Raw genomic sequence first — 21,587 nt, 5'->3', positions numbered from 1 at the left:
GCCCGGGGGCCGCCGGCCGACTACCTCAGCAGTAACACATGCTCTGGAAGCAGGAGCTGCAACTGATGCTGGTGAAGCCGGCCTCGGGCCGCGTGGTGTCCACTTCGATCCGCACGTCGAGGTCGAAGAGGTCCTCGGTCTGCGGATCGGCGAGCTCGGCATCGCGTTCGGGGGCGAGCGTGGGCATGGAATTCTCCTTTTGTCGGACGGGGTGGGTCTGACCGGCAATCTGGCAGCCGCAACTCGAAGGAATCTTGAACCCCGCTCACCCGGGGCCATGGTGGATCATCCAGTCGGCCATCGTGACCTGCGGAGATGCTGCCCGGTCCAGGGTGTGGCGCGAATCTTGCCGGGTGGCGGTGAGGGGGTAGTGTCGTCCGGTCACGGACGGCGATCGGACCGTCTGTTCAACCCTGGGGAACCAACATGACTGATCTGAACTCGCTGCGGGCAAGCCTTGCGTCGGGCGAGCACGAGTTCGCCGCCACCCTGGCCTTCGTCGCCGAGCACTACGCGTATCAGCCGCAGGCTTTCCGCAACGGGGAAGTGGAGAACGCCGAGGGCGAGAACGCGGGTTCCTGCAAGACGCTGGGACTGGCCCTGCTGGAAGGGCTGAGCGACGAAGAGGCGCTGCTGGCGTTCGGGGAGCACTATCGCGGCGTGCTGGCGACGCCGAACGGCACTGATCACGCCAACATTCGCAATCTCATCGCCCATGGTCTGGCAGGGGTGAGCTTCGCCGGGCAGCCGTTGGCCCGCTTGAGCTGACCACTCAGCTGACGGCGGGTAGGCCGGCGCCCAGGGAGTCGAGTCCCTTGAGGCAGTCGTCGATCACCCGGCCGATCCGGCGCTTCTCGGCGATGGCCAGGGCCTCGCACCAGTTGGTGCGGGCCTGGTCGCGGTCGCCGAAGTGGAGGTGGGCGCGGGCCAGGGCTTCGAGGGCGTCCGCGATCTGGAACTCGTCGTCGAGCTCCCGGGACAGCATGAGGGACTCCTCGAGGCAGGCGAAGGCCTCGTCGCGGCGGTCGAGAGCACGCAGCGAGTCACCGAGGCTGACGAGGCCGATGGCCACGACCAGGCTCTCGCCCTCGCTGCGCCAGACCTCCAGGGACCGGCGGAAGACCGGTTCGGCGCCCGCCGCGTCGCCCGAGTCCAGGAGCAGGTGGCCGAGGCTGTGCAGGAACCAGATCGGCGGAGGCCCGATGTCCGCGTGCAGGTCGATCGCGCGCCGTATCTCTGTCAGGCCTTCGTGCATCCGGCCGGTCTGGACACAGACCTGGCTGTAGTTCGCCAGGGATGCCGCCTGGCGTCGGGTGTCGCCGATCTGCTCGTACAGGGCGGCGGCCGCCGCGAGGTGGGAGAGGCTGATCTCGCCGTGCTGGTTGGCTCCGTGTGCCACACCGAGAAAGTTCTCCATCCGGGCCCGGCCCTGGAGGTCACCCGCCCGTTCGGCGGCGGCGAGCGCCTCGTGGACCGGATGCTGCCATCTCTGGGTGGCCCACAGGTTGGCGAGCGTCCAGCCGAAGAGTGCGTCGGCGATGCGCCAGCTCAGCTCGGGCCGGATGCCGGCGGCGATGTGGACGGCGTGGTGGATGGCCGGCATCTCGGCAGTGATCCAGGCCACTGCCTGGTCCCCGTCGGCGAACTCGGGCAGCGGAGCATGGGGTTGCGTTGCGGCGTCGTGGTGTTCTCTGGTCCCGGTGGCCAGGTCGGCCTCGCGCGTCGCCGCCTCGTACCACGTGAGCATCCGTAGCAGGCCGGCCTCCCGCTCCTCATCGCCTTCCTCCTGATCGACGCGCTCGGCGGCGAAGTCACCGAGGAGGTCGTGGAACCGGTAGGCGCCCGGTGCGGGGTTCTGCAGGAGGTGGGCATCGACCAGCACGTCGAGCAGGTCGAAGGTCCGCTGCACCGGGCGGCCGAGGAGGGCGGAGGCCGCCTCGGCGGAGAAGGGGTGATCGGGCCACAGGCCCAGGCGGCGGAAGGCCGCTGCCGCGTCGCGCTCCGTCGGGCAGGGGCTGCTGCTCAGGGCCTGGTAGCTCATCAGGAAGACGTCCCTGACGCCCAGGTGGCCGAGGGTGAGCGCGGAGAGCCTGTCTCCCGTCCGGCGCAGGTGGTCGGCGGTGCCGGGGAGCGTCCTTCCGCCGCGGGCCAGGCGCGCTCCGACGATCCGCAGGGCGAGCGGCAGTCCGGCGCAGGCCCTGAGGATGGCCTCGGTGGCCGCCTGTTCGGCGGCGAGGCGTTCGGGGCCGCAGATGGCGGCCAGCAGTTGCTGCTGCTCGTCGGCCGCGAGGGGCTGCAACGTGATGTGGGTGGCCGCGGTCAGGGCGGTCAGCCCGTGACGGCTGGTGACGAGCGCGGCGCCGGGGCCGGTGCCGATGAGGAGCGGGGCGACCTGTTCGGCGCTGCCGGCGTTGTCCAGGACGACGAGGACGCGGCGCTCGGCGAGGGTGGCCCGGTAGAGGGCGGCCCGGTCGTCGGTGTCCTCCGGCACCGACGGGGCGGGGACCCCGAGGTCGGTGAGGAAGCGGGCGAGGAGATCGTGCGCGGTACGGGGGGTGCCGGAGCCGAAGCCCCGTAGGTCGGCGTAGAGCTGGCCGTCGGGGAACGCGGCGTGGGCGGCGTGCGCGGCGTGGAGGGCGAGCGTGGTCTTCCCGACACCGCCCATGCCCGAGATGACGACGACCGGGGGCAGGCAGTCGGTCGCACTGCTCAGCAGCCGCTCGCACAGGGCCGCGAGCTCGGCCGCCCGGCCGGTGAAGTCCGCTATGTCACGCGGGATTTGGAACGGTGCGTGCGCGGGGCGGGCGGGTCCAGCGTGCGGGGGCGAGCCGTCGGGGTTCTCGGAGTTCGCCGGGTGGGGGTCTGCATGTGGGTGGGGGTGGCGGGCTGCCGGGTCCGGATCCTGCGGCGCCGGGGCGGCCGGGGGGCCACCCGGGGTGAGCAGCAGGCGGAACAACTGCTGCGTGGTGGGGGCGGGGTCTATGCCGAGTTCGTCGGCGAGGGTACGGCGCAGGGCGTGGTACGCGGCGACGGCATCGGCGGTGCGCTCGGCCCGGTGCAGGGCCGTCATCAGCTGGCGGTGGAACGGCTCGTGCAGGGGATGATCGGCTGCCCAGCGGGTGAGTTCGGCGGTGACCGTGTGGTGGCGGCCGGCGTGGAGAGCGGATTCGAAGCGCAACTCGACTGCCTGTAGGCGACGTTCGGCGAGGTGCGCGATCTCCGGGGAGTCCTGGAGCGAGGGGAATTCGGGGACGGGCCGACCGCGCCAGAGGGCGAGCGCGGAGGTGATCTCGGCCTCCACCGTGTCCCAGTCGAGCGCCTGTTGGGCGTCCTGGGCCCGCCTCAGCCGGGTCTCGAACGCTTCGGCGTCGAGTTCGCCGGGCCGGACGTCGAGCGCGTACCCGCTTGGGACGGCCCGCAGGCGCTCTCGCTCCGCCCCCAGGGCCGACCGAAGACGCGCGAAGTGGTTGTGGAGCGAGGCGAGCGCGGTCCGCGGGGGCCTGTCGCCCCAGACGCTGTCCATGAGGCGGTCCACGGACAGGGGCGCGCCCGGGCGGAGCAGCAGGGAGGCGAGCAGGACGCCGGCTTTCGGCCCGGGTATCCGCCGCCGCTCTCCGTGCACGTCCAGCGTCAGATCTCCGAGGATCCCGAAGCGCACCGCCACCGTCGCCAACCCCCGAACGCATATGGGGATCAGGCCAGTTCCGCCCCCCGGCACCACTGTTAGCGCCATGTTAGCGACTCGTTGCGGCAGGTCGGCAAGGTACGAGTCCTGGGGCCGGGCGCACACCGCGGACCGGCCCTCGATGAGCCGCAGCGCCCGCTGAGGCTCGTTACCTCACCTTCGCTCCAGGAGAATCCTCATGTCCGGCAAGGCCTCGAAGCTCACCCGTATCGCCCTGGCAGCCGCCATTGCCCTCTCCGGTGCCGTCAGTGGCGTGGCGTTGACGACCGTGTCCGCTCAGGCGGTCGGTGTTTCCCAGACCGGCGGCGCCATCGCCCGGTCCGAGATACTCGCCCGCGCCCAGAGCTGGGTCGACCAGCAGGTCATGTACAGCCAGGCGGTCGCCCACACCGACTCCAACGGCACCTACCGGCAGGACTGCTCGGGGTTCGTCTCCATGGCGTGGCACCTCGGCGAGTCGGCGACGACCTGGACGCTCCCCCAGTACTCGAACCGGCTGGGCAGCATTGACGATCTGAAGCCCGGCGACATCCTCAACAACATCAACTCCCATGTGGTCCTGTTCGTCGGCTGGACCGACAGCAGCCACTCCACGGCGAAGATCGTGCAGGAGAACCGGACCGGCACGCCCGCGAACTACAGCACCTATTCACGGGCTTACATCACCAGCAACGGTTTCCTCCCCTACCGCTACAAGAACGTGACCGATGACCAGACCCCCGCTCCGAGCGTTCCCAAGACGCTGAAGTGGTACCTGTCGGACTCGGCCACGTCCAGCGGCGCCACCCGGACGGTCTTCGGCTACGGCGACACCCCGATGGTCCCGATCGTGGGTGACTTCGACGGCAACGGAACCGACACCCAGAGCACGTACGACCCGACCACGTCGAAGTTCTACCTGACCAACTCCGGCAGTGCCGCGCAGTCGACGCTGACGTTCGGCAACCCGGGCAACAAGCCCGTCCTGGGGCGCTGGGACGGCGGCACCGACCAGATCGGTGTCTACATGCCGGAGACCGGCACGTTCTACCTGCGTCACGAGGACGGCGCCGTCACCTCCTTCGCCTTCGGCAACGGCGGCAACTGGGCCCCCATCTCCGGTGACTGGGACGGAAACGGGACCGAGACCGTCGGCCTCTACAACCCCGACACCAGCACCTTCTACCTCCGCAACAGCCTCAGCGCCGGCGCCGCGGACACCACCATCACCCTCGGCAACGCCAACAGCATTCCCATCGCCGGCGACTGGGACCACAACGGACGCACCAACATCGGCGTCTACATCCCCGAGAACCACACCTTCTACTTCCGCCACACCGACGGCACCATCACCTCGGTTGCCTACGGCGACACCGGCGACACCCCCGTGGCCGGCGACTGGAACGGCGACGGCTACGCGACGCAGGGCGTCATCAAGAACTAGTGCCTGCACGCAGGGGCCGCTCCGTCACCGACGGGGCGGCCCCTCGCCGTTCACCCGTATCGGCCCGGCGAATCAGGTCGTCCTCGCCCGGCTGCTCGGTGGCGATCTGCCCGTCCTGCCCGTCGTCGGCGCCTCGACGGTCGCCCAGCTCGACGAGGCCCTGGACGCCGTCGAGCTGGAACTGACCCCCGCTCAGCGCGCCCATCTCGACCAGGCACAAGGCCTCCTGATCTGTCTCCGTGTCCCCGCACGCCCGAGGACGTACGGGGTGTGTCCACATCGATCAGGAATCGAGAAGCGCGGTTCACGGAACGCCTCTAGCCTGATCCTCACGGGCATCACCCCTCACGCGGCACCGGGGCCGGATGCCCGGCACGCAGACATCGACCATGCAAGGAGCAGGGCATGAAGGCGCACGTCAGCTCCATCCTTCTTGGCGTCCGGGACATGGACCGGGCCAAGCAGTTCTATACCGAGGGGCTCGGGTGGACGATCCAGAGCGACTTCGGCATCTCGGTGTTCTTCGCATCGGACGGCGCCTCGCCCGTCGGCTTCTACAGCCGCGAGGGCCTCGCCGGCCAGGTCGGTACGGACCAGGAGGGCAGCGGGTTCAGCGGACTGGTTCTGACCTACGTCGTCCGCAGCGAGGCACGGGTCGACGAGCTCATGGCGGAGGCCCAGAAGGCCGGCGCCAAGGTCCTCAAGCCCGCCGGCGCTCTGCCGTGGGGCGGGTACGGCGGCACCTTCGCCGACCCGGAGGGCTACATCTGGAGTCTCGGGTACAGCTCCCAGGGAACCGACCAGCCCTACGCGGAGTAGACGCGCCCCACCGTCTCACAGCGGTGCGGCAGCGGTCATCGGAGTGGGGCGGGCGGGATCCGCGGTGAACGGCAGAACGAACGGGAGAAGATCTTGAAGTTTCGGTCCATCGTTGAACCACCTGAACCGATGCGGGGGCTGGAAGTGCCGCCCGAGGTGGTGGCAGCGCTCGGCGAGGGCTCGCGGCCGCCGGTGACGATCACCATCAACGAGCATTCCTGGAAGAGCCGGGTCGCCTTCCTGCGCGGGCGCCACCTGATCGGCCTCAGCCATGCCAACCGGCACGCCGCGGAGGTCGAGATCGGCGAGGAGATCGAGGTCGAGCTGGAACTCGACACCGAGCCGCGCGTGGTCGTCGAGCCCGCGGACTTCGCCCAGGCCCTGGACGACGATCCGGCCGCCCGCGCCGTCTACGACACCCTCACGCACAGCCGCAAGCGCGAGCACGTGCGCGCCATCGAAAGCGCGAAGAAGCCCGAGACGCGCCAACGGCGCATCGAGAAGGCCATCGCCACCCTGCGGGGCTGACCACCGCCCCGGGAGATCTCTGCCCGCGGCGGGCTCCGGGGTTCCGCGCTTCAGGCCCGTAGGCCCGCCCGCCGCAGGGCGATCTTCGCAAGATCCTCGATGACGGGCTCGTCGCCGCGGCGCCAGGCATCGGCGAGGCCACCGGGAGGGGCGGGCAGCGCGGCGAGGTCGCCGAGCGGGCCCGTCAGGGCGCGCAGCGCGAGCAGGTCGGCTCCTCCCGGGGCCTCGAAGAGGCGCCGCGTGGCGGCACTGCGGCGGATCCAGCGCAGCCGCGCCGGGAGCCACAGCAGGAGCACGAAGGCTACGGGGACGATGATGAGGGCCGTGGTGGTGAGGGTGGCGACCTGGCTGACGGTGTCCTGGAGCGACTGTCCGGCATCGGCGAATCCGGTGCTCGCGTCGGCCGCGGACTGCAGCGGGGTCTTCAGCAGGTCACCGACGAGCGGCACCTTCGAAGCCGCGTTGCCGGCGTTGCCGAGTTCGGTGGCCAGGCTGTCGCCCGAGCTCTCGACCTTCCGCCCGGGCACGGCCAGCAGCATGATCGTTTTGTGGACGACGAGGGCGAACACCACCGCTGCGGCCATCAGGAGCACGGCGAGCAGATCGGCGAGCAGCTGGCGGTTCCTACGCGCTGGGGTCTGGGCGTAGATGCGCATCGAGGGGGCTCCCGTTCACGTCGCGGTGGCGGGGGCAGCGGTCCCCCGTCTGAAGGGGAACCGTCGGTCGCCCACCTCGCAGTCGACTCTTCCACTGCGTTGCGCGGCCAAACCCCCCGACGCACCGCCACCGCCGCACACCGCACTTGACGAGACCGCCATCGGCCGAACAACGTGATGATCACGCCACCGCCGGAGCCGCAGCGGGAGGGGTCCGGCCCGTTCCGGGACTGGTCACCCGTGCTCGGTCTGTGGGCTTCCCAGGAGTTCGGCGCCCAGTGGGGTGACGGTGTGCACCACGGATTTGCCGCGCCGGCTCGTGGTGATCAGATGGGCGTTGCGCAGCACCGTCGCATGCTCGCTCGCCGCTGCGATCGACACGTTCAGGCGCCGCGCCAGCTCGGTGGTGCTGCACCCTTCGGTGGCCACTTGCAGTGCGGCGGCACGCGTGCGCCCCAGCAGGGCGCGCAATGACGGGTCGGCTGCCTGCTCCGCACCCCACAAGGCGGCACCCACCTGCGCGTCGCCGATGGTGGGAATGGCGAGCGTGGGCGCCGAGGTCTCGTCCTGCGAGTCCCACAACAGTGCGGGGTCCCGCCACAGGAAGACCGTCGGCGCGATGACGAGACCGCGCCCCCGGAGGTGGACCTCGACGTGCCGGTGGTAGCGCACCTCCAGCACCGGCGCCCGCCACCGCACCAGCGGGACGCACATTCCCTCCAGCAGGCGTTCGATCCCGCCGTCGAGCAGCGTCCGTGCGAAGGCCGCCCGTACGGCCTCCACATGGGATCTCGTCCTGTTCCAGTAGGGAGCGACGAGCGCCTCGTTGCAGGCGGTGAGCCCCGCGGCGAAATCCCTGCGGGCTCCGAGGTCTCCCGCCGCCAGGTTCCGGGCCCACGACAACTGTGAGGGGTGGAAGGCGATGTGCTCGAGCTCGGCCCGCATGCCGGCGGATGATGCTCGAAGCAGGTTGTCGATTCCCTCCTCGAGGGACGGCGTGTCACCCATCAGCACGGTCAGGTCGATGTCCGGGCCGTCCACGGCCAGCAGGCTCGTGAACGGGCGGGCCCGCGCGCCCAGTCGCCCGCGCACCGCCTCCTGCCAGGGGCGGAACGGGAGGGCCGCGGAGGCGCAGTCGCGCAGCAGCCGCAGGCTGTACATCGTTTCCGCGGCCGCCCCGATCGTCGCGGCCACGCGGGTCCGAGCGAGATCGTCGGCGGTGAAGTGAATGCGCAGCACCGAGCATCTCCCATGGCTGTCCGCTCTGGCGCCACTTGATCGCCGACCGCAGTCTGTGCCCCTGCCCTCGGCTCCGTCCAGGACCTGTTTCAGCCAAGGTTCGCAACTTCCGGTAGCGGATTGCGGGATGAGCGCCTCCACAGCCCTCCACCGCCCTCACGTTTATTGCGATCTCGCGTTCGTTTTTTGCGCAGGATCATAGACTTCCTCCATGTGGAGTCGTAGCGTCCCGGGTTGAGCCACTTCCGCTCTCCGCCGATCGAGCCGCAAGGACGTGCGTGCCCGTGCCCCAGCCCCCGCAGAGCCATCCCCCGACGCCCGAGCAAGTCCGCTCCCTCAGGCGGCGGGCCAGCGCCGCCTTCCTGGCCCTCTCCCTCACCGGGACCGCCGCCCTGACCGCCCTGACCTTCGGGGCCGCCCCCGCGGCGCACGCCGCCGGGGTGCCCGCACCTTCGCCGATCGGCATAGCCGGGCGGGGTGCGAGCGTGCCGTTCACCGAGCTGGAGGCCGAGTACGCGGCCACCAACGGCACGTTCATCGGCCCCGACCGGCTCTACGGGAACCTCCCCTCGGAGGCGTCCGGCCGGCAGGCGGTGACGCTGAACTCCGTGGGCCAGTACGTCGAGTTCACCCTGACCAAACCCGCCAACGCGATGTCTCTGCGCTACAGCCTCCCGGACACCGGCGACGGGAAGGGGCGCGACGCGACGCTGGACGTACGGGCCGACGGGCAGTCGGTGAAGACCCTGCCCGTCAGCTCCACGTACAGCTGGTACTACGGCGGTTATCCCTTCAACAACAACCCGGGCGACACGAACCCGCACCACTTCTACGACGAGTCGCGCACCCTGCTGGGCACCACCTACCCGGCCGGAACCAAGATCCGCGTCCAGGTGACCTCGACCGCGCAGTCGCCCACCTTCACCATCGACCTCGCCGACTTCGAGCAGGTCGCCCCGGCCACCGGCAAGCCGGCCGGGGCGCTCGACGCCGTCGCCGACTTCGGCGCGGACCCGACCGGTGCCACCGATTCCACGGCCCGCATGCAGGCCGCCGTGGACGCGGGACAGGCCCAGGGCAAGACGGTCTACGTTCCGCCGGGCAGCTACACCCTCTACGACCACGTCGTCGTCGACGGGGTCACGGTGCAGGGCGCGGGCCCCTGGTACTCCGTCTTCGGCGGACGCGACCCGGTGAACCGCAACCGCGCCGCCGGCTTCTACGGAAAGTACGTCCCCGGCGGCGGCTACACGGGGCCGGTCCGGTCGCACGAGGCCAACGGACCGAGCAAGAACGTCACCCTGAAGGACTTCGCGATCATCGGCGACGTCCGCGAGCGGATCGACGACGACCAGGTCAACGCCCTGGGCGGGGCGATGTCCAACTCCACGGTGGACAACCTCTGGATCCAGCACGTGAAGGTCGCCGCCTGGATGGACGGTCCGATGGACCGGTTCACCATCCAGAACAGCCGCTTCCTCGACATGACGGCAGACGGCGTGAATTTCCACACGGGTGTCACGAATTCCCGTGTCACCAACACGTTCGTGCGCAACGCGGGTGACGACGGCCTGGCCTCCTGGCCGCAGGACAAGCCGAACACCAACATCAGCTTCGACCACAACACGGTCGTCCTGCCGATCCTCGCCAACAACATCGTCACCTACGGCGGCAAGGACTTCACCATCTCGGACAACGTCATGTCCGACACCATCAGCAACGGCGGCGGCCTGCACATCGCCAACCGCTACCCGGGGGTCAATTCCGGGAAGGGCACCGCGGTGGCCGGTACGATCACCGCCGCGCGCAACACCCTCATCCGCACCGGGAACAGCGACTTCAACTGGAACTTCGGGGTCGGCGCGATCTGGTTCTCCGGCCTGAACGAGGGTGTGCAGGGCGCCAGCATCAAGATCTCCGACACGGACATCCTGGACTCCTCGTACGCGGCGATCCACTCGATCGAAGGGCCGATCAGCGGAGTCGAGTTCATCAACGTCAACATCGACGGGGCCGGGACCTACGCCATCCAGGCGCAGTCCAACCTCTCCGCGAAGTTCACCCACGTCACCGCCAAGAACATCGCCCAGTCGGCCACCCCGATCCACAACTGCATCGGCGCCGGACTCCAGATCACCGATGGCGGCAGCAACTCCGGCTGGAACACCGGGCAGACCTGCACCGGCGTGTGGCCCGCGCCGGTATGGACCAACGGCGGTGTTCCCGGCAATCCGACCACACCTCCCACCACGCCTCCCACCACTCCCCCTACGACCCCGCCCACCACGCCGCCGACGACCCCGCCCACGACGCCTCCGACCACCCCGCCGAACGGCAACCTCGCCCAGGGCAGGCCCGCCACCGCCACTTCGGCCGTGCAGTCGTACACGGCGGCGAACGCCGTCGACGGGAACGCCTCCACCTACTGGGAGAGCAACGGGAACGCCTTCCCGCAGACCCTGACGGTGGATCTCGGCGACACCAGGCGGATCGGCAAGGTCACCCTCAAGCTCCCGCCCTCCGCCGACTGGGCCACGCGGACCGAGACCCTCTCGGTGCTCGGCTCCACCGACAACTCCGCCTGGTCCACGCTGCGTTCCGGCGCCGGGGTCACCTTCAACCCCGCCTCCGGCAACTCCGCGACGCTCAGCTTCGACGCGGCAGACGCCCGGTACGTGCGGCTGAACGTCACCGGCAACACCGGCTGGGCGGCCGGCCAGATCTCTGAGTTCGAGGTCTACGCGGCGTCCGACGGCACCCCGACGACACCGCCGACCACTCCCGCTCCGACCACCCCGGCGCCGACCACCCCGCCGGCCGGCTCCAACCTCGCGCAGGGCAAGAGCGCGACCGACACGACCCACACCCAGGGCTACGTGGCCGCCAACGTCACCGACGGGAACTCCGGCAGCTACTGGGAGAGCAACAACAACGCCTTCCCCCAGTCGGTCACCGTCGACCTCGGTGCCACCCGGACCGTCGGCAGGCTGGTGCTCAAGCTCCCCGCCTCCTGGGGCACGCGCGTCCAGACCCTCGCCGTGCTCGGTTCCACCGACAATGCGGCCTGGTCGACCCTCAAGGCTTCCGCCGCCTACACCTTCACCGAGGGATCCAACGCGGTGACCGTCACGCTTCCCGCGTCCGGCGTCCGCCACCTGCGCCTGACCTTCACCGGCAACAGCGGCTGGCCGGCGGGCCAGCTGTCGGAACTGGAGGCCTACGCCTCCTAGCGCGTCCGTACCACCGCACACCGACGACCGGCCCGGGCTCCCACCGGGCCGGTCGTCCGGGTGTGGGAGGGCCGCCCCCGGTCGGAGCCGGGGGAGGTCGGGGGCGTCAGTGGTTCGGGGCCGGGGTCTCTTCCCGGATCCCCCAGGGGGATCCGTACGCGGTGAGCAGGTCGAGGAAGGGGCGGGGCGGCAGGGCCTCGGGGCCGAGGACCCCGGATCCGGTCCAGATCCCGGCGGCGAGCAGCTCCAGGGCCACCACCGGATTGACGGCGGTCTGCCAGACCACGGCCTGGGAGCCGTACTCGCGCATCGACCACCGGTTGTCGACCACGTGGTAGAGGTACACCTCGCGGGGCAGGCCGTTCCGGGTGCCCTTGACCCAGGTCCCGGCGCAGGTCCGGCCGGTCATCCGGTCGCCGAGGGCCGCCGGGTCGGGCAGGCAGGCGGCGACCACGTCGCGCGGGGAGACGCGGACCGGGTTGCCGTCCTCGTCTCGGACGGTGACGGGCTCGGTGGAGTCCAGGCCGAGTGCGTGGAGGGTCTTGAGCTTGCCGATGAAATCGTCGCCGAGGCCGTACTTGAAGGTGACGCGGCGGGCTCCGACCCAGCGCGGGACGAGGAGGACCTCCTCGTGCTCCACGTTGACGCACTCGACGGGGCCGATGCCCTCGGGGAAGTCGAAGACCTCCGGCTCGCTGAACGGTTCGGTGGTGAACCAGCCGCGCTCTCGCTCGTACACCACCGGAGGGTTCAGGCACTCCTCGATCGTGGTCCAGATGTTGAAGGACGGGGCGAAGTCGTAGCCCTCGACGGTCAGATCGGCCCCGTCCCGGATGCCGATCTCCTCGATGTCGTCGAAGAGTTCATCGGCGGCGTAGCGGGCGAAGACGTCGGAGAGACCGGGCTCGACACCCATGCCGACGAGCGCGAGGCGGCCGGACTTCTCCCATTCGGCGGCCCGTTCGAACTGCTCGTCGCCGAGCTTCACCCCGCACGTGCCGTACGGATCCGCGGGGTGCGGGCGGGACAGGGACATGGCCATGTCCACGTAGTGGGCGCCGGCCGCCAGGGCGGCGTTGAACAGCGGCATCACGAACCGCGGGTCGGTGGCGTTCATCAGGACGTCGCACCGCTGCTCGGTGAGCAGCCGGGCGATCCCCTCCTCGTCGGAGGCGTCGGCGCGGCACGCGCCGAAGCGCTGCTCCGCCGCGCCGAGGGCGGCGACCGCTGCCTCGGCGCGGGCCAGGTCGTAGTCGGCGACGACGAAACGGTCGAAGAAGCCGCGGCGGGCGGCGATCTTGGCGATGGCGCTCCCGACGCCGCCGGCACCCACAAGCAGAACACGCATGACGAGGTCCTCTCTCGGTGGGGCGTGTGCCCCAGGGGGCTGATGGAACCGCCTGCCGCGAGTTAAGGTCAATGCCGTTGGCATAAGGGCACCGAAGGGTCCGGGAGGCGAGTCTGCGATGCCGAAGAACGTGGTTCCGGAGGAGGCCCGCCGCCGTCGGCGTCCCACCCGGCAGGGCACGGTGCTCTCCGAGCAGCTGATCGTGGAGACGGCGCTGCGGATGGTGCGGGAGCACGGAAGCGCGGGCCTGACCGCCCGGCGGCTCGGGGCCGCCCTGGGAGCGGACCCCAGCACCCTCTACCGCTACTTCGACGGCATGGACGGGCTCACCCTGGCCATCGGTGAGGAGCTCATCGGCCGGGCCCTCGCCGGCTGGGTCCCGGCCGGGGGCTGGCGCGAGGACCTGCGCTCCCTGGGCCTGCGCATCTACGGTGCCTACCTCGCCCATCCGCAGGCCGCCCTGCTGACCACGAGCCGGGTGACCGGGCGGCCTCGGGAGATCGCGGCCGACGAGGCCATCCTCGGCAGCCTGCGCGGTGCCGGGTTCGCGGACGAGGCGGCCGTCCGCATCTACCACGCCTACATCGACCAGTGCCTGGCCTTCGCGGCGCTCGACGCGGGATCGCTGGCGCTGGCGGAGCAGGCCCGGGAGTCCGACGAGGAGCGGTGGGAGTCGACGTACGCCCGCCTGCCGGCCGCGACGTACCCGAACATCGCCGCCACCGCCGGGCTCCTCGCGGCCCGGATGCCGCACAGTGCCTATCCGGTCGCGCTGGACATGCTGCTGGAGAGCGCCGCGCGTGAACTGGCCGCCGCTCAGCAGGTCTTCCGGTAGGGGAGGTCCGGGAGGTAGGTGTGCCAGTCGGACCGGGAGAGTCCGGTGCCGGCGCGGGTGCAGACGGACTCCGCGAGCCTGGCCGGAGCCACCTGGTGGGTGCGCACGGTGCTGTGTTCGCCCGCGCTGTGCAGGGTGCGGCCGTCGGAGGAGAAGGCGAGGGCGACGATCCCGTCGCCGGGGGTCGGCAGGGGTGATCCCAGCGGCCGGCCCGAGTCGACGTCCCAGAGCCGGAGCGTGCCCGAGGCGCCCGCCACGGCCAGGGTCCGGCCGTCCGGGGAGAACGCCAGGGCGGTGACGGCCTTGCCGGGGTCCCGGCCGATCGCGTCGAGTCCGACCGCGTCGACGCCGGGCGGGAGGGTGGCCAGGCGCCGCTCGGCCTCCCCGTCCCACAGGGTGACCCCGCCCGTCGTGTCGCCGACGGCCAGGCGCGTGCCGTCGGGGCTGTAGGCGATCACCCCGCCCTGTTCCGTGACGGGGCCCCGTTCGGTGCGGCGGCCGGTGGTGATGTCGAAGGTGTGCGCGGAGCTCGCGAGGAGGCGGCCGTCGGGGCGGACCGCGACCGGGGCGGACCGGTCGCTCCCCCGGCTGGCCGCGGAGGACATCCGGTCCTTCGTGAGGTCCTGGGGCCGGGTCCGGGCGCCGCTCGCCAGGTCCCGGACGTCCAGGGCGTCGACGCCCGCGCGCGTGGTGAGCAGGGAACGGCCGTCGGCTGAGACGGCCATTCCCGTGAGGGGCATCCGGGCGGCGAACGGCGGCTCGGGGTCCGCGGGGAGCGGGCGGGCCTGGTTTGCCGTGACGTCCCACAGGGCGGGCTCCTGGGAGCCCGTCCCGGTGTCCCGTGGGCCTTCCCCGCCTTCGGCGGCGTCGGTGCGGGCGTGGGCGAGGGTCCGCCCGTCGGGGGTGAGCGCCAGGAGGACGCGGCAGTCGTGTCCGGTGGGGGGCTCGCCGGATTCCGGTGCGGCTTTCGGGCAGTCGGCCGGCGGGGTGCGGGCGGTGCGCCGGCCGTCGGCGACGGCGTACGCCTCGACCCAGGTACTGGCGCCCTGCCTGCGGTCGACCGCGAGGGTCGTGGCGTCCGCGCTGAAGGTGCCCGTCGATGCCGGCTCGGGGTTCCAGTCCGGTGTCGTGGCCGGTCCGTAGGAGACCGCGCGCACCACGGTGTCCCCGATGCGGCGTTCGGTCAGGTACCGGATGACGCCGTCCTGCGGATCGATCCTGAGCTGGGAGGCGGCCCCGTTGGCGAGGGAGTACCGGAAGACCGGCCGTTCGGGCGCGGCGAGCCGCCACATCAGGATCTCCCGGCCGTCGACGGCCGCGGCGAACCGGCCGTCGGGGCTGGTGGTCGCCTCGGTCAGGCCGGGTTGGTCGATCCGGGCCGGTTCCCGGCCGGTGACCGGGTCCCACAGGCTCAGGCCGCCCGGCTCCCGGGCCAGGAGGACGGCGCCGTCGCCGGTGAACCGGAACGAGTCCACGGCGCAGGCGCCGGGCCGGGCGGCGGGCAGCTCCGTGCCCCGGGCCACGTCCCAGACCCGCAGGGGCACGTCGGCCCGTTCGAAGGAGCTCGCCGCGTCCCCTCCCCTGGCGCACAGGGCCAGGTGGCGTCCGTCCGGGCTCAGTGCCCACATCGGATGCCGCCCGGTCGGCACCTCCAGCAGCGTGCGGCCGTCCCGCGCGTCACGGAGCGAGAGCCGGCCGGTGGCACCGTCCATGTCCAGGTCGGCGACGATCTGTTCGGCGTCCGTCCAGGTGGTGGAGGCGCCGGCCGGCCGGGGCGCGGCGTCCAGTGGCTTCCCGGACGTCAGGTCCAGTCGGCGCACCCCGTCGTCGGATCCGGACTCCGTCTTCTCCCGGAGGCCTTGTACCAGGGCGGTGCGGCCGTCCGGGGAGATCCCGCGGAACAGGGAGTACGGGTCGAGGGGAAGCTCCGGTCCGAGCGCCGTTCTCTTCTTGACGTCCCAGGCGCGTGCGGAGTCCACGTCGACGGTGACCGCGGTCCGGCCGTCCGCGCTCAGGCGGACCGGGAGGGCCGGGTGGGAGTTCCAGGGGCCGGCCTCGTCCGGCACGTCGTAGGCGTCGGATTCGGCCTGGGCGGACGCCGCCAGCAGCGCCGACCGGGTTTCGGCGGTCTCGGCGATCCGCCAGGCGGCCACGCTCAGCCGCATCGCCAGCGCGGGGTCGGAGCTCCGCAGGCCCTGGGCCACGGCTGCCAGTTGGCCGGCGGACCGTTCCTCGCCCTGGGCCCGCCGGACCTCGGCGTCGACCCGCTGGCGGACGTTGTCGCGGCCCTGCTGCCAGGCCGTCGTGCTCGCCACCGTGAGGAGGACGAGGAGGAGGCCGACGACGGAGGTCACGCCGCGCCGGATCCGCCGGGTACGGGAGCGGGAGGCGAGGCCCGCACGCAGGAACTCCTGCTCCGCCGGGTCCAGTTCGGCGGAGCGGCCCGCGCCGTCGGCGAACGTGGCCTCGGCCTCGGCCAGTTCCCCTCCGCGCAGGAGCGCCCCGGTGTCGCGCCGGCGGGTCAGCCAGTTCTGGGTGGCCTGGGTCAGCCGGCGGTGGCGTCGCAGCCGTTCGCGGTCGGTGTCGATCCAGCCGCGCAGCCGCGGCCACGCGGTGATCAGGGCCTCGTGGGCCAGGTCCACGACGTCCCGGTCCAGGGTGACGAGCCGGGCCCGGGCCAGCCGGTCCAGCACGGCCGCCGCCTCGGCGGCCTCCGGCGAGTCCGGGGGCACCAGGGTGTCGCGGGGTACGGGCCGCCGGGTGTCGGGGGCTCCGTCGCCGGGGGTGATCAGGTTCAGCAGGAGGCGGCGCGCGACGGGGGCGCGGTCGGGCCCGAGCGCCTCGTACACCTCCTCGGCGGTCTGGGCGAGGGCTCCGCGCAGGCCGCCGGCCGCCTCGTGTCCGGCGAGGGTGAGCGTGCGCCCGCGGCGGCGCCGCCAGGTCTCCAGCAGGGCGTGGGAGAGCAGGGGCAGGCTGCCGGGTTCGCGGGTGACCTCTTCCACGAGCCGGGCCGTGAGGGCGCGTTCGACGGTGAGGCCGGCCGCGGCCGCGGGGCGGACGATCGCGCCGCGCATCTCGTCGGGGGTCAGCGGGCCCACGGGGAGGGTCGCGGCCCGGGCTGCCTCGGCCAGGGCGGGGTGGGCAAGGAAGTTCGCGTAGAAGTCGGCGCGCACGCCGAGCACCACGCGGATCCGGCTCCCGGGGTGGCGGGCGGCGAGGAGGCCCTCCAGGAACTCCCGGCGTTCGTCGGGGTCGGTGCAGAGGGTGAAGAGCTCCTCGAACTGGTCGACGATCAGCCAGGTCTCGCCTGCTCCGGCGGCCGGGGCGAGCACCGCGGCGTGGGTCCGCATCGGGTGTTCGCCGGGGGTGAGGACGCGCAGGGCCGCGGCGGGCGGCAGGGGCGGTGCGCAGCGGCGCAGCCGCGGGATGAGGCCGGCCCGCAGCAGGGATGACTTGCCGCTGCCGGAGGGGCCGAGGACGACGGCGAAGCGGTGTTCGGCGACCAGGGCCGCCAGTTGGTCGGTCAGTTGCTCCCGGCCGAAGAACACCGGCTCGTCCTCGGGTTCGAAGCGGGTCAGGCCCCGGTAGGGCGGGGTGTCGCCGCCCTCGGCGGCCAGTGCGCGCGAGGACATGGCTTCGGCCTCGGCCTGCGCCCGTGCCTCGGCTTCGGCCTCGCGCCATCGCCGTTCCCATTCCGTCCGGGCGGCGCCGCAGGCCTCGGCGTAGGCCAGGGTCACGGGCAGGCTCGGGAGCCGGTTTCCGGCGGCGGCCTGGGAGAGCGCCGTCACCGAATAGCCGGCCCGTGCGGACATGTCCCGGTAGGGGACGGAGCCGGCCGCGCGGCGCAGGGCGCGCAGTTCACCGGCGAACCGGGCGGACGGGCCGGCCTGTGGATCGAGTGCCTTCTCCGGCCTTCCCGCACCAGTGCCCATGCTGCTCCCCTCCCCAGGGATCAAGATCGTTTCCACCGTAAGCAGGGGGAACCGGCAGCCACAAGGGCTTCTTCGGCCAGGAAAACAATTGTTCAGCCGCCCGGATCGAGGCTGCTGAACAATCCGCGAGGCGGTGGACTGCTGCCGTACCCGGTCGCCGAGCGGCCCGGACGGCCCGCCCCGCCCACCCCTGCTTCTCCCCCTGGGGGCAGGCGGGGCCCGGGTCGGACCGGGCCCCTGCGACCGGCGTCACCACAACACCCCGCACCCATCGCACACACCGCGTACGTCACACACCCCTCGTACGCCACGTGCGCCACACGACGGGGCGGGCACCAAGGCTCCGGCCTCCGTGCCCGCCTTCCACAGGAGCAGAGTTGTTCATACGGACACACACGCCTCGACGCGCCGCAGGGGCCCTCGCCCTCGCCACCGCCGTCGTCGCCCTCAGCACCGGTCTGGCCGGCCCCGCAGGGGCGGCTTCCGCCGCCTCCCCGGCACCGAGCGCCCCGGCCGCCGCCGCGGACACCCCCGTGACCGTCACACTGATCACCGGCGACCGGGTGACCGTGAACGGCAGCGGCGCCGTCCTGCGCTTCGAGCCCGGCAAGGGCCGTGAGCGGGTACCGGCAGAGATCGAACGCGTCGACGGCCACACGCTGGTCCTGCCGGCCGACGCCCGGGCCCTGCTGGCCTCCGGCAAGCTGGACCGGCGCCTCTTCGACGTCACCACGCTGGCCGACCCGACCCTGCGCACACTGCACCGCGGCGGACTCGGCCTGATCGTCCAGTACGAGGGCGCCGCCCCGGCGGCACGCACGGAACTGCGGTCCGCCAGCGGCAACGGGGCGAAGCACGACCTCCCGACCGTCAACGCGGAAGCCGTCGTGGCCTCGCCCGCTGACGCCACCAAGGTCTGGGAGGCCCTGACGACGCCCACGGCGCGCGGTCTGCGGGCCGCCGACGCCGGTATCGGCAAGGTCTGGCTGGACGGCGTGCGCAAGGCGAGCCTGGACAAGAGCACGAAGCAGATCGGCGCCGACCGGGCCTGGCAGGCCGGGTTCGACGGTACGGGCGTGAAGATCGCCGTCCTGGACACCGGCGTCGACAAGACCCACGCGGACCTGAAGACCCAGGTCGTCGGGGAGAAGAACTTCTCCGACTCCCCCGACACGGTGGACCGCGTCGGCCACGGCACGCACGTGGCCTCCATCGCGGCCGGGACCGGGGCCGCGTCCGGCGGAGTCCTCAAGGGCGTCGCGCCCGGCGCCAAGGTGATCAGCGGCAAGGTGCTCGACGACCAGGGCTACGGCAGCGACTCCGCGGTCATCGCCGGCATGGAGTGGGCCGTCGCCGAGGGCGCGCACATCGTCAACCTCAGCCTCGGAAGCCGGGACTTCCCGGGCGTCGACCCGGTCGAGGCCGCCGTCGACCGGCTGTCGGCGGAGAAGGGCGTCCTGTTCGCCATCGCCGCGGGCAACGACGGCCCCGGCGAGTCCACGGTCGGCTCGCCCGGCAGCGCCGACGCCGCCCTGACCGTCGGCGCCGTCGACTCCAAGGACGTCCTCGCGGACTTCTCCAGCAGGGGCCCGCGCGTCGGCGACGGCGCCGTCAAGCCCGACCTCACCGCGCCCGGCGTCGGCATCACCGCGGCGGCCGCACCGGGCAGCAAGCTCGACACCGACCCCGCGGCCCAGCACCCCACCCCGGGATACCTGAAGCTCAACGGCACCTCCATGGCCACCCCGCACGTGGCCGGAGCGGCGGCGCTGCTGAAGCAGAAGAACCCCGGCTGGACCGGGACCGAGCTCAAGGGCGCGCTGACCGCGTCCGCCAAGGACGGCGGGACCGGCGTCCAGCAGCAGGGCACCGGCCGCGTGCAGGCGGACAAGGCCCTCACCCAGACGGTGATCACCGAGCAGGCGTCGGTGTCCCTCGGCACGGCCCAGTGGCCGCACGCCGACGACAAGCCGCTCACCAAGAAGATCGCTTACCGCAACCTCGGCAAGACCGCCGTCACCCTCGACCTCACGGTGACCGGCACCGACTCCCACGGCAAGCCCGCCCCGGCAGGGTTCTTCGCACTCGGCGCCAACAAGGTGACCGTGCCCGCGGGTGGCCGGGCCGAGGTCGCCCTGACCGCCGACACCCGGCTCGGCACCGTCGACGGAAACTTCTCCGCCTACGTCACCGCCACCGGCGGCGGCCAGACCGTGCGCACCGGCGCGGCGGCCGTCCGTGAGGCCGAGGCGTACGACGTCACCGTCACGACGGTCGACCGCGACGGCCGCCCCGCCCGCGAGTTCTCCCACTCCCTGTTCGGAATCGGCGGCGCCGCCGACGGTATCTGGGAGGGCATCAGCAACGAGACCGGCACCCGCACCCTGCGCCTGCCCAAGGGCACCTACGCCCTGCACGGCGCCGTGTACCAGGACGGCTCGGACCTCACCAAGGGCGTCGACTGGCTGGTCCAGCCCCGGCTGGAGGTCGCCGGCACCACCAAGGTCACGGTCGACGCGCGCACCGCGAAGCCGGTGGACATCACCGTTCCCGGTCTGGCCACGGCCGACTTCGCCCTGCCGTACTACCAGCAGACGGTCGGAGACGGCCACCTCGGCAACGGCTGGGTCCTGCCCAAGGGGTACACCGGGTTCCGCTCCGCCCACATGGGGCCGGCCGTGACCGACGGCTCGCTCACGCAGAGCTGGCTGGCCACCTTCATCAAGGACCCGGCCACCCAGTACAACGTCGCCCTCGGCGGCCCGACGAAGCGTCTCGCGACCGGCTACACCCGGCACGTGAAGGCGAACCAGCTGGCGAAGCTCTCCGTGGAGATGGGCGCGTCGGCCCCCGGCAAGTCCGGCTACGCCTACGCCGCCCCCACCCTGCCCGGCATGTCCCAGGGCGACTTCTTCGGGGCCGTCCAGCCCGCCCGGAGCACCCGTACGCTCTTCCTCTCCGCCCTCGACGGTGCGACCTGGCGCAGCGGGTTCTGGCAGCTCGGCGCCCCGAACGCGGACGGTGACCAGCGCGTCGAGGCCGATCAGGCCTCCCTGCAGCCGAAGCGCTACGCGGCGGGCTCCACCTACCGCGAGACCTTCAACACCGGGGTCTTCGGACCGGTCCTGGGCAAGGGCGTGGGTGTGTTCCGCAGCGCGCCCGACCCGGAGACGGGCAAGCAGACCATCACCGGCGCGGTGCCCCTGTTCAGCGACGGCGCCGGCCACGCGGGCTCCTCGGCGCTCACCAAGACCGTCACCACCCTGTACCGCAACGGTGTCAAGGTCGCCGGGAACGAGGACCCGCTGAGCGGCTGGGAGCCCTTCACGGTCGACGGCGCCGACGCCCAGTACCGGCTGACCACCTCCGTCGAGCGGGACCGGAACGTCTCCGCCGTCTCCACCCGCATCGACACGAGCTTCACCTTCCGCTCCCGCCAGGTCGCCGCCCACACCGCGCTCCCGGTCTCCACGGTGCGCTTCCGCGCCCCGCTCGACATCGCCTCCCGCGCCCCGGCGGGCAAGACCACGCGGATCCCCGTGACCGTGCAGGGCTCGGCCTCCGGGAAGAACCTCAAGACGCTGACGGTCTCCGTGAGCGAGGACGGCGGCACGACCTGGAAGCGCGTCACCGTCACCGACGGCGCGTTCTCCGTCCGCAACCCCGCGAAGGACAAGGGGATCTCCTTCCGGGCCCAGGTCACCGACAAGCAGGGCAACGTATCCGAGGTCACGGTCATCAACGCCTACCTGGGCAAGTGATCTCCCTTCTTTGAACCCGGACCGCTCCACCCCGCCCCGCCCCGCCCCGCGGCGTCGGGAGCGTGTGCGGGGCGGGCGGGCCCGTCTCGGTATCGCGTCCCGGCGTGCGACGGCGCGGTCGGAGAGGATCC

General features: G+C 72.1%; 13 protein-coding genes and 2 pseudogenes. 9 read left to right on the top strand and 6 right to left on the bottom strand.

Annotated elements, in window-relative coordinates:
* Positions 1-25: 25 nt before the first annotated feature.
* Complete coding sequence (locus ACFWNV_RS33295) at positions 26-187, bottom strand: FDLD family class I lanthipeptide (RefSeq protein WP_383954281.1); 162 nt, start codon at positions 185-187, stop codon at positions 26-28.
* Positions 188-426: 239 nt separating this feature from the next.
* Between ACFWNV_RS33295 and ACFWNV_RS33290 the strand changes: the two genes are divergently transcribed.
* Positions 427-768 carry a HopJ type III effector protein gene (locus ACFWNV_RS33290; RefSeq protein WP_383954279.1) on the top strand — a complete coding sequence of 114 codons (342 nt, stop codon included), beginning with the start codon at positions 427-429 and terminating at the stop codon, positions 766-768.
* A gap of 4 nt (positions 769-772) precedes the next feature.
* On the opposite strand, the gene ACFWNV_RS33285 is transcribed toward ACFWNV_RS33290, so the two are convergent.
* Complete coding sequence (locus tag ACFWNV_RS33285) at positions 773-3,664, bottom strand: BTAD domain-containing putative transcriptional regulator (RefSeq protein ID WP_383954285.1); 2,892 nt, start codon at positions 3,662-3,664, stop codon at positions 773-775.
* A gap of 199 nt (positions 3,665-3,863) precedes the next feature.
* Here ACFWNV_RS33285 and ACFWNV_RS33280 point away from each other — a divergent pair, with 199 nt between their 5' ends.
* From ACFWNV_RS33280 to ACFWNV_RS33265, 4 genes and pseudogenes are all read left to right on the top strand, one after another.
* Positions 3,864-5,108 carry a hypothetical protein gene (locus ACFWNV_RS33280; RefSeq protein ID WP_383954277.1) on the top strand — a complete coding sequence of 415 codons (1,245 nt, stop codon included), beginning with the start codon at positions 3,864-3,866 and terminating at the stop codon, positions 5,106-5,108.
* Between the two features lie 70 nt (positions 5,109-5,178).
* Positions 5,179-5,325 (top strand): annotated as a pseudogene (locus ACFWNV_RS33275) (aldo/keto reductase); the annotation flags it as partial.
* 188 nt (positions 5,326-5,513) lie between these two features.
* Positions 5,514-5,927: a VOC family protein gene (locus tag ACFWNV_RS33270; RefSeq protein ID WP_383954275.1), complete on the top strand. Its 414-nt coding sequence runs from the start codon at positions 5,514-5,516 to the stop codon at positions 5,925-5,927.
* Positions 5,928-6,056: 129 nt separating this feature from the next.
* Entirely contained in the window at positions 6,057-6,455 is a 399-nt protein-coding gene (locus ACFWNV_RS33265) for a YdeI/OmpD-associated family protein (protein WP_383954273.1), read from the top strand.
* Between the two features lie 50 nt (positions 6,456-6,505).
* Here ACFWNV_RS33265 and ACFWNV_RS33260 read toward each other — a convergent pair whose 3' ends face one another.
* The gene (locus tag ACFWNV_RS33260) at positions 6,506-7,111 is read right to left on the bottom strand and encodes a hypothetical protein (RefSeq protein ID WP_383954271.1); all 606 of its coding nucleotides are present in this window, start codon (positions 7,109-7,111) and stop codon (positions 6,506-6,508) included.
* Between the two features lie 234 nt (positions 7,112-7,345).
* Positions 7,346-8,350 (bottom strand): ArsR/SmtB family transcription factor, encoded by a 1,005-nt coding sequence (locus ACFWNV_RS33255; protein WP_383954269.1) that lies wholly within the window; start codon positions 8,348-8,350, stop codon positions 7,346-7,348.
* Between the two features lie 278 nt (positions 8,351-8,628).
* On the opposite strand from ACFWNV_RS33255, the pseudogene ACFWNV_RS33250 reads away from it, so the two are divergent.
* Positions 8,629-11,097, top strand: a pseudogene (locus tag ACFWNV_RS33250) (discoidin domain-containing protein); the annotation flags it as partial.
* Positions 11,071-11,580, top strand: a complete 510-nt coding sequence (locus tag ACFWNV_RS33245; protein WP_383954283.1) for a discoidin domain-containing protein — start codon at positions 11,071-11,073, stop codon at positions 11,578-11,580. The pseudogene ACFWNV_RS33250 and the gene ACFWNV_RS33245, both read left to right, overlap by 27 nt.
* Before the next feature lie 106 nt (positions 11,581-11,686).
* On the opposite strand, the gene ACFWNV_RS33240 is transcribed toward ACFWNV_RS33245, so the two are convergent.
* Positions 11,687-12,928 carry a saccharopine dehydrogenase C-terminal domain-containing protein gene (locus ACFWNV_RS33240; RefSeq protein ID WP_383954267.1) on the bottom strand — a complete coding sequence of 414 codons (1,242 nt, stop codon included), beginning with the start codon at positions 12,926-12,928 and terminating at the stop codon, positions 11,687-11,689.
* Between the two features lie 118 nt (positions 12,929-13,046).
* On the opposite strand from ACFWNV_RS33240, the gene ACFWNV_RS33235 reads away from it, so the two are divergent.
* Complete coding sequence (locus ACFWNV_RS33235; protein WP_383954265.1) at positions 13,047-13,763, top strand: TetR/AcrR family transcriptional regulator; 717 nt, start codon at positions 13,047-13,049, stop codon at positions 13,761-13,763.
* On the opposite strand, the gene ACFWNV_RS33230 is transcribed toward ACFWNV_RS33235, so the two are convergent.
* On the bottom strand, positions 13,745-17,695 hold the full coding sequence (locus ACFWNV_RS33230) for a DNA-binding protein (RefSeq protein ID WP_383954263.1): 3,951 nt from the start codon (positions 17,693-17,695) through the stop codon (positions 13,745-13,747). The two genes, ACFWNV_RS33235 and ACFWNV_RS33230, sit on opposite strands and share 19 nt — an antisense overlap.
* 377 nt (positions 17,696-18,072) lie before the next feature.
* Between ACFWNV_RS33230 and ACFWNV_RS33225 the strand changes: the two genes are divergently transcribed.
* The gene (locus ACFWNV_RS33225) at positions 18,073-21,456 is read left to right on the top strand and encodes a S8 family serine peptidase (RefSeq protein WP_383954261.1); all 3,384 of its coding nucleotides are present in this window, start codon (positions 18,073-18,075) and stop codon (positions 21,454-21,456) included.
* Positions 21,457-21,587 lie beyond the last annotated feature (131 nt).

It is taken from the genome of Streptomyces sp. NPDC058401, assembly GCF_042722885.1.
Lineage (GTDB): Bacteria > Actinomycetota > Actinomycetes > Streptomycetales > Streptomycetaceae > Streptomyces.
This window is presented reverse-complemented; position numbering and strand designations above follow the sequence as displayed.